The following is a 14,808-nucleotide window of genomic DNA, read 5'->3' on the forward strand; positions in this document are numbered from 1 at the left end:
CAGACGGAGCCGATCAGAACCCAGCCGGGCGAACCGGTGCCCGCCCCTGCCTTGCTCGCCCCCGTGTTCCCGCTGCGGCGAACCGATGAGGCCGGGGAGACGGCGAACCCGCAGCCCGCCCCTGGACTCAGCCCCGGATTCACCCCCGTCCTCACCCCGGCCGCTGCGCGCAGCCGCTTGCGTGGCGCCCGGCGCGCGCGGAAGCAGTACGAACGCGAGGAGGTGCGCCGGTTCACCGGGCGCTCCCGGCGTCGGCGCACGACCTGGCTGGTCTCCCTCGGCACGCTCGCCGCGCTCATTGCCTTCGTCGTCGCCGGCGCCTACTCGCCCCTGATGGCCCTGCGCACGATCGAGGTCGTCGGGGCGAACCGGGTCCCCGCCGACCAGGTGCGGGCGGCACTGGAAGGCCAGCTCGGCACCCCGCTGCCCCTCGTCGACCTCACCGCCGTCCGAGACGACCTCTCCCGGTTCCGGCTCATTCGAAGCTACGCCGTCGAAAGCCGCCCGCCCGGCACGATCGTCGTGCGCATCGTCGAACGCGAACCGATCGGCGTCATCCCGTCCGACTCGGGCTTCGATCTCGTCGACGCGGCCGGAGTCGTGATCGAGAGCGGCGACGAGCCCCAGGACGGCTACCCGGCCATCACGGCCGAGGTCGGCAGCTCGGGCTTCACGGCCGCCGCGGCCGTCGTCGAGTCCTTGCCGGCCGGCATCCGCACCCAGCTCACGACGGTCGCTGCCGCCACGAAGGACGACGTCACCCTGACCCTGGACGGCGGGGCTCGCGTCGTGTGGGGGAGTGTCGAGGAGTCCGACTACAAGGCGGTCGTGCTCGGCGCGCTGATGGTCGAGCACCCGGTCGGCGAGGTGGATGAATACGATGTGTCCTCACCCGACAGTGCAGTCCTCCGCTGACTGGTCGCTGCCCCGTCAATGCTCCGTGGCTGACCCGTCGCCGACCCGTCGCTGACCCGTCGCTGACCCGCCGCGGCGCGCCGGCCCGGCGGCCGTCTCGAGGCAATTGTGACCGATTCTTCGCGACACGCGGGGCGCGTCCCCGGACGTGGCCTGCGCGCGCTTACCTTCGGAATTAGGAATTGCATACTCAGCATAACTTTAAGCCTCCACTAGAGGTTTAGGGTTCCACCCGGAGGCCGGACGTGTCAAACAATCAGAACTATCTAGCCGTAATCAAGGTTGTCGGTATCGGCGGTGGCGGTGTCAATGCCGTCAACCGCATGATCGAACTTGGCCTCCGCGGAGTCGAGTTCATTGCCATCAACACGGATGCCCAGGCGCTGCTGATGAGCGACGCCGACGTGAAGCTCGACGTCGGCCGTGACCTCACCCGCGGCCTCGGCGCCGGAGCAGACCCCGAGGTAGGCCGTCGCGCTGCCGAGGACCACGCAGAGGAAATCGAAGAGGCCCTTGCCGGGGCGGACATGGTCTTCGTCACCGCCGGAGAGGGTGGCGGAACCGGCACCGGTGGCGCCCCCGTCGTCGCCCGCATCGCCAAATCCATCGGCGCACTCACCATCGGTGTCGTCACGAAACCGTTCGGCTTCGAGGGCAAGCGGCGCCAGGCCCAGGCCGAGACCGGCGTCGCCTCGCTCAAGAACGAGGTCGACACGCTCATCGTCGTGCCGAACGACCGCCTGCTGGAAATCAGCGACCGCGGCATCAGCATGCTCGAGGCCTTCGCGACCGCCGACCAGGTTCTCCTTGCCGGCGTGCAGGGCATCACCGACCTGATCACCACCCCCGGCCTGATCAACCTCGACTTCGCCGACGTCAAGTCGGTCATGCAGGGTGCCGGCTCGGCACTGATGGGCATCGGCTCGGCCCGCGGCGCCGACCGTGCGATCAAGGCGGCCGAGCTGGCCGTCGCCTCCCCGCTGCTCGAAGCATCCATCGACGGCGCGCACGGCGTGCTCCTCTCGATCCAGGGTGGCTCCAACCTCGGTATCTTCGAGATCAACGACGCCGCGCGCCTCGTGCAGGAAGCCGTGCACCCCGAAGCCAACATCATCTTCGGTGCCGTCATCGACGACACCCTGGGCGACGAGGTGCGGGTCACCGTCATCGCGGCCGGCTTCGACGGCGGAGAGCCGGGCGCCAAGCCGGTCGAGGTCCGCCGTGCCGACCTGGTAGCCGCGGGCATCGCCGCCGGCAGCGCCTCGAGCGGGGCGTCGACCACAGGCGCACTGTCCTCCGGTTCGGGGCAGTCCGGTTCGGGGCAGTCCGGTTCGGGGCAGTCCGGTTCGGGACAGTCCGGAACGGGACAGTCCGGTTCTGGTCAGTCCGGTTCGGGACAGTACGTCGAGGAGCACACCGGTTCGTCGGTCTGGTCCAGCGGCGAGCCGGCACCGGGCGGGGCAGTCGCGGCCGACCCGGCGTTCGAAGACGAGGCCGACGACCTCGACATCCCCGATTTCCTCAAGTAGCGAGAGCCGGGACGAGTAGCGAGAGCGGGGGCGGGGCGGTCGACCATGAGTGAGCCTGTGATTCCAGCGCCGGCTCCGTTGGCCGACCGTCTCGCCGCCGTGCGCGCCGGTGTCGCCGACGCCGCGGCGGCGGCCGGACGGTCCTCGGACGAGATCACGACGATTGTCGTGACCAAGTTCCACCCGGCTTCCCTGATCGAAGAACTGGCCGCCCTGGGCGTGCGGGATTTCGGGGAAAGCCGGCACCAGGAGGCCCAGGCGAAGTCCGCCGAACTGGCGCACCTGGGCCTCACCTGGCACTTCGTCGGCCAGGTGCAGGGCAAGAAGGCGAGGCAGGTACGGGCCTACGCCGACGTGATCCATTCCCTGGACCGCGAGTCGCTGGCTGCCGCCCTGGCGTCGGAAGAATCCACCGTGGACTGCTTCGTCCAGGTCAACCTCACCGAGGATCCGGCGCGCGGCGGAGTGGCCCCCGCGCTGCTCGAACCGCTCGTGGGTCGGGTCCTCGAGACCCCGGGCATCCGTCTGCTGGGACTGATGGCCGTCGCGCCGCTCGGGGCGGAACCACGCCGGTCCTACGCTCGCGTGCGCGAGCTGGGGGACCAGGTTCGGCGATTGGCCCCGGAGGCGCGATTCCTCTCGATGGGGATGTCCTCGGACTACGTCGACGCGATAGTCGAAGGGGCGACACACCTACGAATTGGCACCGCAATCACCGGGAAACGCCCGGAGCACGGTTAATCTCAAAGATGAAGCATCACCAACACGGAGGTCGAGATGTCCAACCCGCTCAAGAAAACCATGGTCTACCTGGGTCTGGCAGACGAAGAGCTGGAGTATGAGGCGCCGGCCGCGGCCAACGTCTCTGCCGTTCCCACCCCGTCTTCGCAGAAAACCAGCGGTCAGAACCCGGCCGGGCGCGCCCCGGTGACGCCCCTGCGCAAGACCTCCACCCCCAAGAATGTGGCTGCATCCGAAATGAATGAAATCCTCACCGTTCACCCGCGCCAGTACCGCGACGCCCAGGTGATCGCCGAATCCTTCCGCGACGGCATCCCCGTCATCATCAACCTGTCCCAGATGAGCGACGCTGACGCCCGCCGCCTGATCGACTTCGCGAGCGGACTCTCCCAGGGCCTGTACGGCAAGATCGAGCGGGTCACGGCCAAGGTCTTCCTGCTGTCACCGTCGCATGTCGTCGTCTCCGGCGACCACGACGATGAGGGAGCCGACGCCGAGGCGTCCTTCTTCGCGCAGTCGTAGTCCCGACGCCCCGTAGTATCGAAGAGTGTTATCCCTGCTGGCCGGCATCGCCTACTTCCTTCTCCTGCTCTATTTCTTCGTTCTCTGGGGTCGGTTCATCGTCGACCTCGTGCGCGGCGTCAACCGGGGCTGGCGCCCCCACGGTTTCCTCCTCGTGCTCGTGGAACTCGTCTACACACTCACTGACCCGCCGCTGAAGTTCTTCCGCCGCGTGGTGCCGTCCCTGCGCGTCGGGCCGATCGCCTTCGACTTCGGCTGGAGCCTCACCATGCTCTGCACGATCATCGGAATGACGATTGCGGCGTGGCTGCGCGGAATCGGATAGGCCCCCCAACTGCGGGATGTATCCTTGACCAGTGACGCTGCTAGCGTTACCTGAACGTTTTCTTTTCAATTCACAACCTAGTTCTAAGGGTGGAAAGCCATGGCGCTAACTCCGGAAGATGTAGTCAACAAGCGGTTCCAGTCGACCAAGTTCCGTGAGGGATACGACCAGGATGAGGTCGATGACTTCCTCGATGAGGTCGTCGTCGAACTGCGCCGCCTCACCAAGGAAAACGAGGAGCTCCGGGCTCAGCTCGGAGCCGACGGGGCCGCAGCGCCCACCAAGGTCGCCGAGACCGTGGCCGAAGCCGCACCGGAGCCGGTTGCCGTGCCCGAGCCGGTCAAGGCAGCCGTCGTTCCCGTCGCTGCTCCCGTGGTCGATTCGACCGACGAGACGGCCGGCACCACGAACCTGCTCCAGCTGGCTCGCCGCCTGCACGAGGAGCACGTGAAGGAAGGCGCCGAGAAGCGCGACGCCTTGATCGCCGAGGGCCACGCCACGGCCGCCCGCGTGATCGCCGAGTCCGAGGCGAAGCAGCGCGCCCAGATCAACGTCCTCGAGAAGGAGCGTTCCACGCTCGAGAGCAAGATCGAAGAGCTGCGCACGTTCGAGCGCGAGTACCGCCAGAAGCTGAAGAGCTACATTGAGGGCCAGTTGCGCGACCTCGACGCCACCTCGCCGGTTGGTGCCGGAGTCGGCAGCGACGCAGGCAACGCTCCGAAGTCGAGCTTCCAGGGCTTTGGCGCGTAGCTCAACAGCGAAGGTCAGCTTCCGCGCCCTACTCGTCCTGGCCGTTGTTGCGCTGGGCGTGTACGCGCTTGATCAAATCAGTAAGTTCCTCGTTGTCACCAACCTGACCGAGGGTGATGTTGTCCGGGTTCTGGACGATGTGCTGCAACTGCACTTCGTCCGGAACCCGGGCGCTGCATTTTCCCTCGCCAGCGGCATGACCTGGATTTTCTCCATCATCGCCACCGGCGTCGTCGTCTTCATCGTCTGGTTCGCCGGCCGCATCCGTTCGGTCGCCTGGTCGGTCGTCTTCGGACTGCTGCTCGGCGGAGTCCTCGGAAACCTGACCGACCGTCTGCTCCGTGAGCCCGGCTTCGGGGTGGGACACGTCGTCGACTTCATCTCGACCCCGTGGATGATCCCGGCCATCTACAACGTGGCGGACATGTCCATCGTCGTCAGCATGGGAATCTTCATGATCCTGACCATCCGGGGCATCGGCCTCGACGGTGTGCGCACGCCCGCCGCGGCGGGTAAGGACGCACCCGCAGAGGATTCCTCGTCGAAGGCGGATTCCACCGCCGACGGTCTCGTCGGTCCAGCTCCCACAGAGAGTGCACTCTAGCCACCACGATGGAAACCCGCTCACTTCCCCTCCCGGACGGCCTCGACGGCGTCCGCGTCGACGCCGGCATCGCCCGCCTCCTCGGTTTCCCGCGCACCTTCGCGGCCGAGGTCGCCGAGGGCGGCGGCGTCACCCTCGACGGCGTCACGGTCGGCAAGTCCGACCGGCTGCGTGCCGGCGGCTGGCTCGAGGTCAGCTGGCAGCCCAAGGAGGCCGTCCGGATCGTGCCGATCCCGGTACCCGACCTGACGATCGTGCACGACGACGAGAGCATCGTCGTCGTCAACAAACCGGTCGGCGTCGCCGCCCACCCGAGCGTCGGCTGGACCGGGCCGACGGTGCTCGGCGCGCTCTCCGCCGCCGGGTACCGGATCGCGACCTCCGGCGCGGCCGAGCGCGCGGGCATCGTGCATCGCCTCGACGTCGGCACGAGCGGCCTGATGGTCGTTGCCAAGTCGGAGGCGGCCTACACGGCGCTGAAGCGTGCCTTCCACGACCGCGAGGTGGAGAAGATCTACCACGCCGTCGTGCAGGGCCACCCCGACCCGCTCAGCGGCACGATCGAAGGCCCGATCGGGCGCCACCCGCGCTCCGACTGGAAATTCGCCGTGGTCGAGGGCGGCAAGCATTCGGTGACGCACTACGAGACGCTCGAGGCCTTCCCTTCCGCGTCGCTGCTCGAGGTGCACCTGGAGACGGGCCGCACCCACCAGATCCGGGTGCACATGGCCGCTCAGCGGCATCCGTGCGTCGGCGACGCCATGTACGGGGCCGACCCGTCCATTTCGGCCAGGCTCGGGCTCACCCGGCAGTGGCTGCACGCCACCCAGCTGGCCTTCTCCCACCCCGACTCCCGGGAATGGGTCACGTTCACCGCGCCCTACCCGGACGACCTGGCACACGCCCTCTCTGTCCTCTGTGGCGATTAGGCTGGACAACCACCACCACCCACGAATTCGGAGCAGTTTTGGCGCCTCAGGGTAATTCGGGAGGCGCGAACGACTCGTTCGTGCACCTCCACGTGCACAGCGAGTACTCGATGCTCGACGGCGCCGCGCGGGTGAAACCGCTGATCGAGGCGGCCGTGGAGCAGGGGATGCCCGCGGTCGCGATCACCGACCACGGCAACGTCTTCGGCGCCTTCGATTTCTGGCGCACGGCCACCGAGGCGGGGATCAAGCCGATCATCGGGACCGAGGCGTACATCACGCCGGGCACCGACCGGCGCGACAAGACCCGGGTGAAGTGGGGCACCGGCGCCCAGAACCGTGACGACGTCGGCGGCAGCGGCGCGTACACGCACATGACCCTGCTCTCGGAGAACACGGAGGGCATGCACAACCTGTTCCGGCTCTCCTCGCGGGCGTCGCTCGAGGGGTATTACTTCAAACCCCGCATGGACCGGGAGATGCTCAGCCAGCATTCCGCCGGCCTCATCGGCACCACCGGCTGCGCCGGCGGCGAGGTGCAGACCCGGCTCCGTCTCGGGCAGTACGAGGAGGCGAAGAAGGCGGCGTCGGACTACCGCGACATCTTCGGACGCGAGAATTTCTTCTGCGAAATCATGGACCACGGCATTGACGTGGAGCGGCGCACCATGAGTGACCTGCTGCGGCTCGCCAAGGAGCTCGGCCTGCCGCTCGTGGCCACGAACGACCTGCACTACACCCACGCCCATGACGCGACCGCCCACGCGGCGCTGCTCTGCGTGCAGTCCGCGTCGACCCTCGACGACCCCAACCGGTTCAAGTTCGACTCCGACGAGTTCTACCTCAAGACCGCCGCGCAGATGCGGCACATCTTCCGGGACAACCCGGAGGCCTGCGACAACACCCTGCTGATCGCCGAACGCTGCGACGTGAAGTTCAACACCCAGGCCAACTACATGCCGCGCTTCCCCGTGCCGGAGGGGGAGGACGAGCAGAGCTGGTTCATCAAGGAAACCGAGGTGGGGCTGCACCAGCGCTACCCGGCCGGCATCCCGGACAACGTGCGCAAGCAGGCCGACTACGAGGTCGGCGTCATCCTGCAGATGGGCTTCCCCGGCTACTTCCTCGTCGTGGCGGATTTCATCACCTGGTCGCGGAAGAACGGCATCCGGGTGGGCCCCGGCCGCGGCTCCGGCGCCGGCTCGATGGTCGCCTACGCGATGGGCATCACCGACCTCGACCCGCTGCGCCACGGCCTCATCTTCGAGCGGTTCCTCAACCCCGACCGCGTCTCCATGCCCGACTTCGACGTCGACTTCGACGAGCGCCGCCGCGGCGAGGTCATCCGCTACGTCACCGAGAAGTACGGCGACGAGCGGGTGGCGCAGATCGTCACCTACGGCACGATCAAGGCCAAGCAGGCGCTCAAGGACTCCTCACGGGTGCTCGGCTTCCCGTTCGGGATGGGCGACAAGCTCACCAAGGCGATGCCGCCGGCGATCATGGGCAAGGACGTGCCGCTGACGGGCATGTTCGACAAGGACCACCCCCGCTACCGGGAGGCCGGCGACTTCCGGGCCGTGATCGAATCCGACCCGGAGGCCCGTACCGTCTTCGACACGGCCCTCGGCCTGGAGAACCTCAAGCGCCAGTGGGGCGTGCACGCGGCCGGCGTGATCATGTCCTCCGACCCTTTGATCGACATCATCCCGATCATGAAGCGTGAGGTCGACGGCCAGGTCGTCACCCAGTTCGACTACCCGGCCTGCGAGGCCCTCGGGCTGATCAAGATGGACTTCCTCGGGCTGCGCAACCTGACCATCATCGACGACACCCTCGACAACATCGAGGTGAACCGCGGCCACCGCCCCATCCTCGAGGACCTCGAGCTCGACGACACGCTCGCCTACGAGCTGCTCGCCCGCGGCGACACGCTCGGCGTCTTCCAGCTCGACGGCGGGCCGATGCGTTCGCTCCTGCGGCTGATGAAACCCGACAATTTCGAGGACATCTCCGCCGTCATCGCGCTGTACCGGCCGGGCCCGATGGGCGCGAACTCGCACACCAACTACGCGCTGCGGAAGACCGGCCAGCAGGAGATCGTGCCGATCCACAAGGAGCTCGAAGAGGCCCTCGTCGATGTGATCGGCAACACCTACGGCCTGATCGTCTACCAGGAGCAGGTGATGTCGATCGCCCAGAAGCTGGCCGGCTTCTCCCTCGGCCAGGCCGACCTGCTGCGGCGCGCGATGGGCAAGAAGAAGAAATCCGAGCTGGACAAGCAGTTCGAGGGCTTCTCCGCCGGCATGACGGCCAACGGGTACTCGATGGATGCCGTGAACACGGTCTGGAACATCCTGCTCCCGTTCTCCGACTACGCGTTCAACAAGGCGCACTCCGCCGCCTACGGGGTGCTGTCCTACTGGACGGCGTACCTCAAGGCGCACTACCCGGCCGAGTACATGGCCGCCCTGCTCACCAGCGTCGGCGACGCCAGGGACAAGCTCGCGCTCTACCTCAACGAGTGCCGCCGGATGGGCATCCAGGTGCTTCCGCCGGACGTGAACGAGTCCATCGGCTTCTTCGCGGCCGTGGGCACCGACATCCGTTTCGGGCTGGGGGCTGTGCGGAACGTGGGCTTCAACGTCGTCGACGCCATCCGCGGCGCCCGCGACGAGAAGGGCCGTTTCGAGTCGTTCCACGACTTCCTGCGCAAGGTGCCGCTCCCGGTGGCCAACAAGCGCACCATCGAGTCGCTGGTCAAGGCCGGCGCGTTCGACTCGCTCGGCGCCACCCGGCGGGCCATGGTCGAGATCCACGAGGGCGCCGTCGAATCGGCCGTGAAGATCAAACGCGACGAAGTGCACGGCATGGTCGGCTTCGACTTCGACAGCCTCTTCGACGACCCGCAGGACACCGAGCAGGTGCCGGAGCGCCCCGAGTGGAGCAAGAAGGAGAAGCTGGCCTTCGAGCGCGACATGCTCGGCCTGTACGTGTCCGACCATCCGCTCGCGGGGCTCGAGATCCCGCTGGCCAAGCACGCCAGCACGACGATCGCCGACCTGATCGCGTCCGAGGCGACCCAGGACGGCGACACCGTCACCGTGGCCGGGCTGATCACGAGCGTGCAGCACCGCACGGCGAAGAAATCCGGCAACCAGTACGGCATGATCCAGGTCGAGGACTTCGGCGGCGAGATCACCGTCATGTTCATGGGTAAGGCCTACCTCGAGTTCACCGCCGACCTCGTCAGCGACTCGATCGTCGTCGTGCGCGGGCGGGTGAGCCTGCGTGACGACGGGATGAACCTGCATGCGTTCAGCCTGCTCAGCCCCGACCTCGGACAGGGCTTCGAGAGCGGACCCCTGGCGATCACCCTGACCGAGGCGCGGGCGACCGCCGACACGGTCAGGGCGCTCGGCGAGGTGCTCACCCGGCACGGCGGCGACTCCGAGGTGCGCCTCAAGCTGGTCAAGGGAGCCTCCGCCCGGGTCTTCGAGCTGCCGCACCAGGTGAAGGTGAGTGCCGACCTGTTCGGCGAGCTGAAGAGCCTCCTCGGGCCCTACTGCCTGAGCTGACCCCGCCCCTCCTCCGCCCCTCCTCCGCCCCTCCTCCGCCCCTCCTCCGCCCCTCCTCCGCCCCTCCTCCGCCCCTCCTTACCCCGCTCCCTACCCCGCGAACCTGCAGTTGTGCACGTTATTCGGGGGTCTTAGCGCGCACAACTGCGGTTTCGCGGGATGGGGTTTTGGATAGGATTTGTGGATGAGGATGGCCGAGCCGATGAACATGGGTGAGCCGGTGTACACGGCCGCGATCGGCGTCGGGCGGGCGCTGTTCAGCTCCCTGCGGCTGAAGCCGAAGGTCACCGGGCTGCGCAACCTTCCGGATGCCGGGGGCGCCGTGCTGGCGATCACCCACTTCGGCTACCTCGACTTCGCCCTTGTCGAGTGGATGCTGTGGCACAAGAACCGCCGGCGGATCCGCTTCCTGGCCAAAGAGGCCGTGTTCAAGCAGCCGCTTGCGGGCGCCGTGCTGCGCTCGATGGGCCACATCCCCGTCGACATGAAGGCCGGCGCGGACGCGTATGCGCTGGCGGTCGCCTCCCTGAAATCGGGGGAGTTGCTCGGCGTGTTCCCGGAGGGCGGGGTCAACGCCTCGTTCACGGTGCGCGCCTTGAAGACCGGGACCGTGCGGATGGCGGCGGAGGCCGGCGTCCCCGTGATTCCGGTCGCCGTCTGGGGCGGCCACCGCGTGCTGACCAAGAACCACCAGCCCTCGCTGCGGGAGGCCTTCGCCACGCCGATCCGCTACGCGATCGGCGAACCGATCCGGGTCGACCCGGCGGCCGACCCGACGGAGCAGACCCTGCGCCTGCACGACACGCTGCAGCGGCTCGTCGACTCGCTGCAGACCGACTACCCCGTAGACGGAGCCGGCCAGTGGTGGCAGCCGGAACACCTCGGCGGCACCGCACCCACTCCCGAGGAGGCCGCGGTGGCCGAGGCGGAGCGCCGGCGTCGCCGCGAGGAGCGCGAGCACTAGGCGCGCCTCGACCGTGACAGTCGCGGTCGAGTTCGACCGGCACACCAGGCAATCTCGACCGCAACCGTCGAAGTCGGCGGGTCGAAGGCCGGCTAGACCCGGTCGCCGGGCACCCGGTAGGTGCGCTCGTGGTAGAGCAGGGCCTGGTCGTCCTCACCCATGCCGCCCTCTTCGATCTGCACCACGACCACCGCATTGTTGTGCACCTGGACCCGCTCGATGATGCGCCCCACCATCCACGACGTCACGTCCCTCAGCACCGGGAGGCCGTAGGGGCCGCGGTACCAGTGGTCGCCGTCGAAGCGCTGCTCGTTCGGGCCGGACAGCTTCTCGGCGACCGAGCGATTGCGCACGCCGAGCATGTGGATGACGACGCGGTCATTCTCCATGATCGCCGGCCAGGCGCTGGCCGAACGGGCCATGTTGAACGTCGCCAGGGGCGGGACGGCGGAGAGCGAGGCGAGGGAGGTGGCGGTGAAGCCGACCGGCGTGCCGTCGGTGCGAGCGGAGGTGATCACGGCGACGCCCGAGGCGTGGCGCCGGAACGCGTGCTTGAAGGCGGCCAGGTCGACGGGAGCGTGCGGGTCGCCCTCGAGGGGAGGGATGGCGGCAGGCGGCCGCGGTGGCGGGGGTGAGGTCGTGTCGTTCATACTGCTGCTTCAATCTCCTGGGTGACCACCCTATTCCCGGGCACCGATGGTTCAAGGATAGGGCGGATATGCTGGAGCGCGATGATCCAGACGATTGACCTCCGAGGAACCCGGCCGACGCCGGCCGAACTGCTGGCCGCCGTGCCGCGCGCGCTCACCGACGTGGCGTCCGCCAGCGACATCGCGGCCGACCTGATCGCCGACGTCCGGGCCAGGGGAGAAGCTGCGCTGCTCGACCAGGCAGAGCGCCTCGACCGGGTGCGCCCGGCCCAGGTTCGGGTGCCTGCTGCCCACATCAGTGAGGCGCTGGCCGGGCTCGACCCGCAGGTTCGCACGGCCGTCGAAGAGACCATCACCCGGGTGCGCCGGGCGAGCGCCGCCCAGGTGCCGCCGCGGGTCACGACCGTGATCGCCGAGGGCGCGGAGATCACCCAGCGCTGGCAGCCGGTCGCCCGCGTCGGCCTGTACGTGCCCGGCGGCAAAGCCGTCTACCCGTCGAGCGTGGTCATGAACGTGGTCCCGGCCCAGGTGGCCGGCGTGACCTCGATCGCCCTCGCCTCACCCCCGCAGAGCGACTTCGATGGCCGCGTGCACCCCACCATCCTCGCCGTCGCGGGACTGCTCGGCGTCGAGGAGATCTACGCGATGGGCGGCGCCGGCGCTATCGGGGCGTTCGCGTACGGCGTGCCCGGCATCGGGCTCGACCCGGTGCAACTCGTCACCGGCCCGGGCAACGTCTACGTTGCCGCCGCCAAGAGACTGGTCCGCGGCCAGACCGGCATCGACGCGGAAGCGGGGCCCACCGACATCCTCGTCATCGCCGATGACGCCGCCGACCCCCGGCTCATCGCGGCCGACCTCGTCAGCCAGGCCGAGCACGACGAACTCGCCGCCGCGGTGCTGGTCACGGATTCGCCGGCCCTGGCCGACGCCGTCGCCGCGCGGCTGGCCGAGCTCGCGGCATCCACGGCCCACAGCGCCCGCGTGACCGCGGCCCTCGGCGGCCGGCAGTCCGCGCTGGTCCTCGTCGACGATCTGTCCGCCGCGGCCGCGTTCAGCAACGCGTTCGGCCCGGAGCACCTCGAAATCCAGACCAGCGACCCGGATGCCGTGCTCGGCCTGATCGAGAACGCCGGCGCCATCTTCCTCGGCCCGCACTCGCCGGTCAGCCTGGGCGACTACGCGGCCGGATCCAACCACGTGCTGCCGACCGGAGGCCAGGCCCGGTTCGCTTCCGGACTCGGCGCCTACACATTCCTCCGCCCGCAGCAGGTGGTGCGCTACAGCCGTGAGGCGCTCCAGGCGGTGTCCGGGCACATCCGGGCGCTCTCCGATGCCGAGGCGTTGCCGGCGCACGGGGACGCGGTCGCTGCGCGATTCCCGGGGGAGTGACACCGGGCCTCCGGTCGCCACCGTCGGCACGATAGGCTGGCAACACAATGTTCTGCCCGTTCTGTCGCCACCCCGACTCCCGAGTCATCGACTCGCGCACCAGCGACGACGGGCTTTCGATCCGCCGCCGGCGCCAGTGCCCGGAGTGCGGCCGCCGATTCAGCACCACCGAGACCGCCAGCCTGAACGTGATCAAGCGCAGCGGAGTCGTCGAGCCGTTCAGCCGCGAGAAGATCGTCTCCGGCGTGCGCAAGGCCTGCCAGGGCCGCCCGGTCACCGACTCCGACCTCGCGATGCTCGCGCAGAAGGTCGAGGAAACCGTGCGGCAGACCGGCGCGTCCCAACTCGACGCCAACGACATCGGCCTGGCCATCCTGCCGCCGCTGCGGGAACTTGACGAGGTCGCCTACCTGCGCTTCGCGAGCGTCTACCAGGGCTTCGATTCGCTCGAGGACTTCGAGCAGGCCATCACCCAGCTGCGCCGCGAACACGACGGGCAGGCCTCGGACAAGGCCCCCCTGGCCGAGCTGTAGAGCCCGTGTACCCCCTCTTCTTCCGGCTCGTGCTCACCCGCATCGACCCCGAGCGCGCCCACCACCTCGCCTTCGACGTCATCCGGGCGCTGCCCGCCCTCGGAGTCGGGCGGTTCGTCCGGCGGTTCACCCGGCCGCGCACCGACCTCTCGGTGAGCGCCCTGGGCCTGACCTTCGACTCCCCGTTCGGTCTGGCCGCGGGCTTCGACAAGGACGGCAAGGCCGTCATCGGCCTCGGCCAGCTCGGTTTCGGCCACGTCGAGGTCGGGACCCTGACCGCGATCGCCCAGCCCGGAAACCCGAAGCCGCGACTGTTCCGACTCATTCCGGACCGCGCCGTGATCAACCGCATGGGTTTCAACAATGGGGGCGCGGCCGCCGCCGTGGCGCGCCTGACCCGGGTGCGTGCTACGGCCGGCCGGCCGGTGCTCGGCATCAACATCGGCAAGAGCCGGGTCACGGCGGTCGAGGACGCCACCGCCGACTACCTGGCCAGCACAGCGGCCCTCGCCCCGCTCGCCGACTACCTCGTGGTGAATGTCAGCTCGCCGAACACGCCCGGCCTCCGCGGCCTGCAGGAACTCGACCAGCTCGCCCCGCTGCTGCGGGCAGTCCGCTCCGCGGCCGGCGCAACCCCGCTGCTGGTGAAGATCGCCCCCGACCTCAGCGACGAGGAGGTCACGCGCATCTCCGGGCTGGTCGTCGAGCTGGGACTGGACGGCATCATCGCCACGAACACGACGATCTCCCGTGCCGGGCTGAAGACGGATGCCGCCACCGTTGCCGCGGCCGGTGCCGGCGGTCTCTCCGGGGCGCCGCTGGCGGGGCGCTCCCTGAAGGTGCTTCGGCTCATCCGGGCCACGGTCCCCGCGGGCCTCTGCGTGATCTCCGTCGGCGGGGTCGAAACCCCCGAGCAGGTCGCCGAACGCCTCGAGGCGGGCGCGACCCTCGTGCAGGGTTACACGGCCTTCCTCTACCGCGGTCCGCTCTGGGCGCGTCAGATCAACCGCGGCCTGGACCGACTGCTGCACCCCTGACCGACCCGGCCGTAGCGGCCGGAACAGCAGGCCAGACCAGCCTGCTAGGGCGTGTCTCCTAATCGAATCGTGATTCGTTTGGGAGGGTGGAGGAATGTCGCGTACTGCTCTCCTGACCGATGACCAGTGGGCTCGGATTGAATCGTTGATGCCGAGCTCGGATGGCAGTGCGGGGCGACCGTTCCGGGATCATCGCTCGATCGTGGAGGGCATCATTTACCGGTTCCGGGCGGGAATTCCGTGGCGGGATCTGCCGGAGAATTTCGGTCCGTGGCAGACGGTCTGGAAACGGCATCGCCGGTTCAGCGGCGACGGGACCTGGGACAAGATCCACTCCCG

15 protein-coding genes are annotated in these 14,808 nt (G+C 68.6%); 14 read left to right on the forward strand and 1 reads right to left on the reverse strand.

Annotated elements, in window-relative coordinates; genetic code table 11:
- Nucleotides 1–36 precede the first annotated feature (36 nt).
- From BLQ39_RS02720 to BLQ39_RS02765, 10 genes are all read left to right on the forward strand, one after another.
- On the forward strand, nt 37–915 hold the full coding sequence (locus BLQ39_RS02720) for a cell division protein FtsQ/DivIB (RefSeq protein WP_166784371.1): 879 nt from the start codon (nt 37–39) through the stop codon (nt 913–915).
- 245 nt (nt 916–1,160) lie between these two features.
- Nucleotides 1,161–2,444, forward strand: coding sequence for a cell division protein FtsZ (gene ftsZ / locus BLQ39_RS02725; RefSeq protein ID WP_241982798.1), 1,284 nt, complete (start codon nt 1,161–1,163; stop codon nt 2,442–2,444).
- A gap of 45 nt (nt 2,445–2,489) precedes the next feature.
- Nucleotides 2,490–3,185, forward strand: a complete 696-nt coding sequence (locus BLQ39_RS02730) for a YggS family pyridoxal phosphate-dependent enzyme (protein ID WP_092321546.1) — start codon at nt 2,490–2,492, stop codon at nt 3,183–3,185.
- Nucleotides 3,186–3,221: 36 nt separating this feature from the next.
- Nucleotides 3,222–3,707: a cell division protein SepF gene (locus tag BLQ39_RS02735; RefSeq protein WP_092321547.1), complete on the forward strand. Its 486-nt coding sequence runs from the start codon at nt 3,222–3,224 to the stop codon at nt 3,705–3,707.
- Between the two features lie 25 nt (nt 3,708–3,732).
- Nucleotides 3,733–4,032, forward strand: a complete 300-nt coding sequence (locus BLQ39_RS02740; RefSeq protein ID WP_092321548.1) for a YggT family protein — start codon at nt 3,733–3,735, stop codon at nt 4,030–4,032.
- Between the two features lie 99 nt (nt 4,033–4,131).
- Nucleotides 4,132–4,782 carry a DivIVA domain-containing protein gene (locus BLQ39_RS02745; RefSeq protein ID WP_092321549.1) on the forward strand — a complete coding sequence of 217 codons (651 nt, stop codon included), beginning with the start codon at nt 4,132–4,134 and terminating at the stop codon, nt 4,780–4,782.
- Nucleotides 4,772–5,386 (forward strand): signal peptidase II, encoded by a 615-nt coding sequence (gene lspA, locus BLQ39_RS02750; RefSeq protein ID WP_174775313.1) that lies wholly within the window; start codon nt 4,772–4,774, stop codon nt 5,384–5,386. Before BLQ39_RS02745 ends, lspA begins: the two co-directional genes overlap by 11 nt.
- Before the next feature lie 8 nt (nt 5,387–5,394).
- Complete coding sequence (locus tag BLQ39_RS02755) at nt 5,395–6,315, forward strand: RluA family pseudouridine synthase (protein ID WP_092321551.1); 921 nt, start codon at nt 5,395–5,397, stop codon at nt 6,313–6,315.
- Between the two features lie 110 nt (nt 6,316–6,425).
- Nucleotides 6,426–9,893 carry a DNA polymerase III subunit alpha gene (gene dnaE, locus BLQ39_RS02760; RefSeq protein WP_241982799.1) on the forward strand — a complete coding sequence of 1,156 codons (3,468 nt, stop codon included), beginning with the start codon at nt 6,426–6,428 and terminating at the stop codon, nt 9,891–9,893.
- Between the two features lie 184 nt (nt 9,894–10,077).
- Nucleotides 10,078–10,857 carry a lysophospholipid acyltransferase family protein gene (locus BLQ39_RS02765; protein ID WP_241977118.1) on the forward strand — a complete coding sequence of 260 codons (780 nt, stop codon included), beginning with the start codon at nt 10,078–10,080 and terminating at the stop codon, nt 10,855–10,857.
- 92 nt (nt 10,858–10,949) lie between these two features.
- Here the strand turns inward: BLQ39_RS02765 and BLQ39_RS02770 are convergent, their stop codons facing one another.
- On the reverse strand, nt 10,950–11,507 hold the full coding sequence (locus BLQ39_RS02770; protein ID WP_092321554.1) for a flavin reductase family protein: 558 nt from the start codon (nt 11,505–11,507) through the stop codon (nt 10,950–10,952).
- A gap of 81 nt (nt 11,508–11,588) precedes the next feature.
- Between BLQ39_RS02770 and hisD the strand changes: the two genes are divergently transcribed.
- The 4 genes from hisD to BLQ39_RS02790 form a co-directional block, all read left to right on the forward strand.
- A complete protein-coding gene (hisD, locus tag BLQ39_RS02775; protein WP_092321555.1) occupies nt 11,589–12,899 on the forward strand; it encodes a histidinol dehydrogenase in 1,311 nt (436 codons plus the stop codon).
- 47 nt (nt 12,900–12,946) lie between these two features.
- Nucleotides 12,947–13,432 carry a transcriptional regulator NrdR gene (gene nrdR, locus BLQ39_RS02780; RefSeq protein WP_092321556.1) on the forward strand — a complete coding sequence of 162 codons (486 nt, stop codon included), beginning with the start codon at nt 12,947–12,949 and terminating at the stop codon, nt 13,430–13,432.
- 5 nt (nt 13,433–13,437) lie between these two features.
- The gene (locus BLQ39_RS02785) at nt 13,438–14,469 is read left to right on the forward strand and encodes a quinone-dependent dihydroorotate dehydrogenase (RefSeq protein ID WP_092321557.1); all 1,032 of its coding nucleotides are present in this window, start codon (nt 13,438–13,440) and stop codon (nt 14,467–14,469) included.
- 94 nt (nt 14,470–14,563) lie between these two features.
- Nucleotides 14,564–14,808, forward strand: a 245-nt coding sequence (locus BLQ39_RS02790; RefSeq protein ID WP_143006458.1) for a transposase, incomplete at its 3' end; no start/stop codon positions are given.

The sequence above is a fragment of the Cryobacterium psychrotolerans genome (genome assembly GCF_900101115.1).
Taxonomy (GTDB): domain Bacteria; phylum Actinomycetota; class Actinomycetes; order Actinomycetales; family Microbacteriaceae; genus Cryobacterium; species Cryobacterium psychrotolerans.

Coding starts and splice junctions, on each gene's coding strand:
- dnaE (WP_241982799.1), top strand. CDS start 6,426: ATGCTCGACGGCGCCGCGCGGGTGAAACCGCTGATCGAGGCGGCCGTG.
- BLQ39_RS02735 (WP_092321547.1), top strand. CDS start 3,222: ATGTCCAACCCGCTCAAGAAAACCATGGTCTACCTGGGTCTGGCAGAC.
- BLQ39_RS02765 (WP_241977118.1), top strand. CDS start 10,078: ATGAGGATGGCCGAGCCGATGAACATGGGTGAGCCGGTGTACACGGCC.
- nrdR (WP_092321556.1), top strand. CDS start 12,947: ATGTTCTGCCCGTTCTGTCGCCACCCCGACTCCCGAGTCATCGACTCG.
- BLQ39_RS02730 (WP_092321546.1), top strand. CDS start 2,490: ATGAGTGAGCCTGTGATTCCAGCGCCGGCTCCGTTGGCCGACCGTCTC.
- BLQ39_RS02755 (WP_092321551.1), top strand. CDS start 5,395: ATGGAAACCCGCTCACTTCCCCTCCCGGACGGCCTCGACGGCGTCCGC.
- BLQ39_RS02745 (WP_092321549.1), top strand. CDS start 4,132: ATGGCGCTAACTCCGGAAGATGTAGTCAACAAGCGGTTCCAGTCGACC.
- hisD (WP_092321555.1), top strand. CDS start 11,589: ATGATCCAGACGATTGACCTCCGAGGAACCCGGCCGACGCCGGCCGAA.
- BLQ39_RS02770 (WP_092321554.1), bottom strand. CDS start 11,507: ATGAACGACACGACCTCACCCCCGCCACCGCGGCCGCCTGCCGCCATC.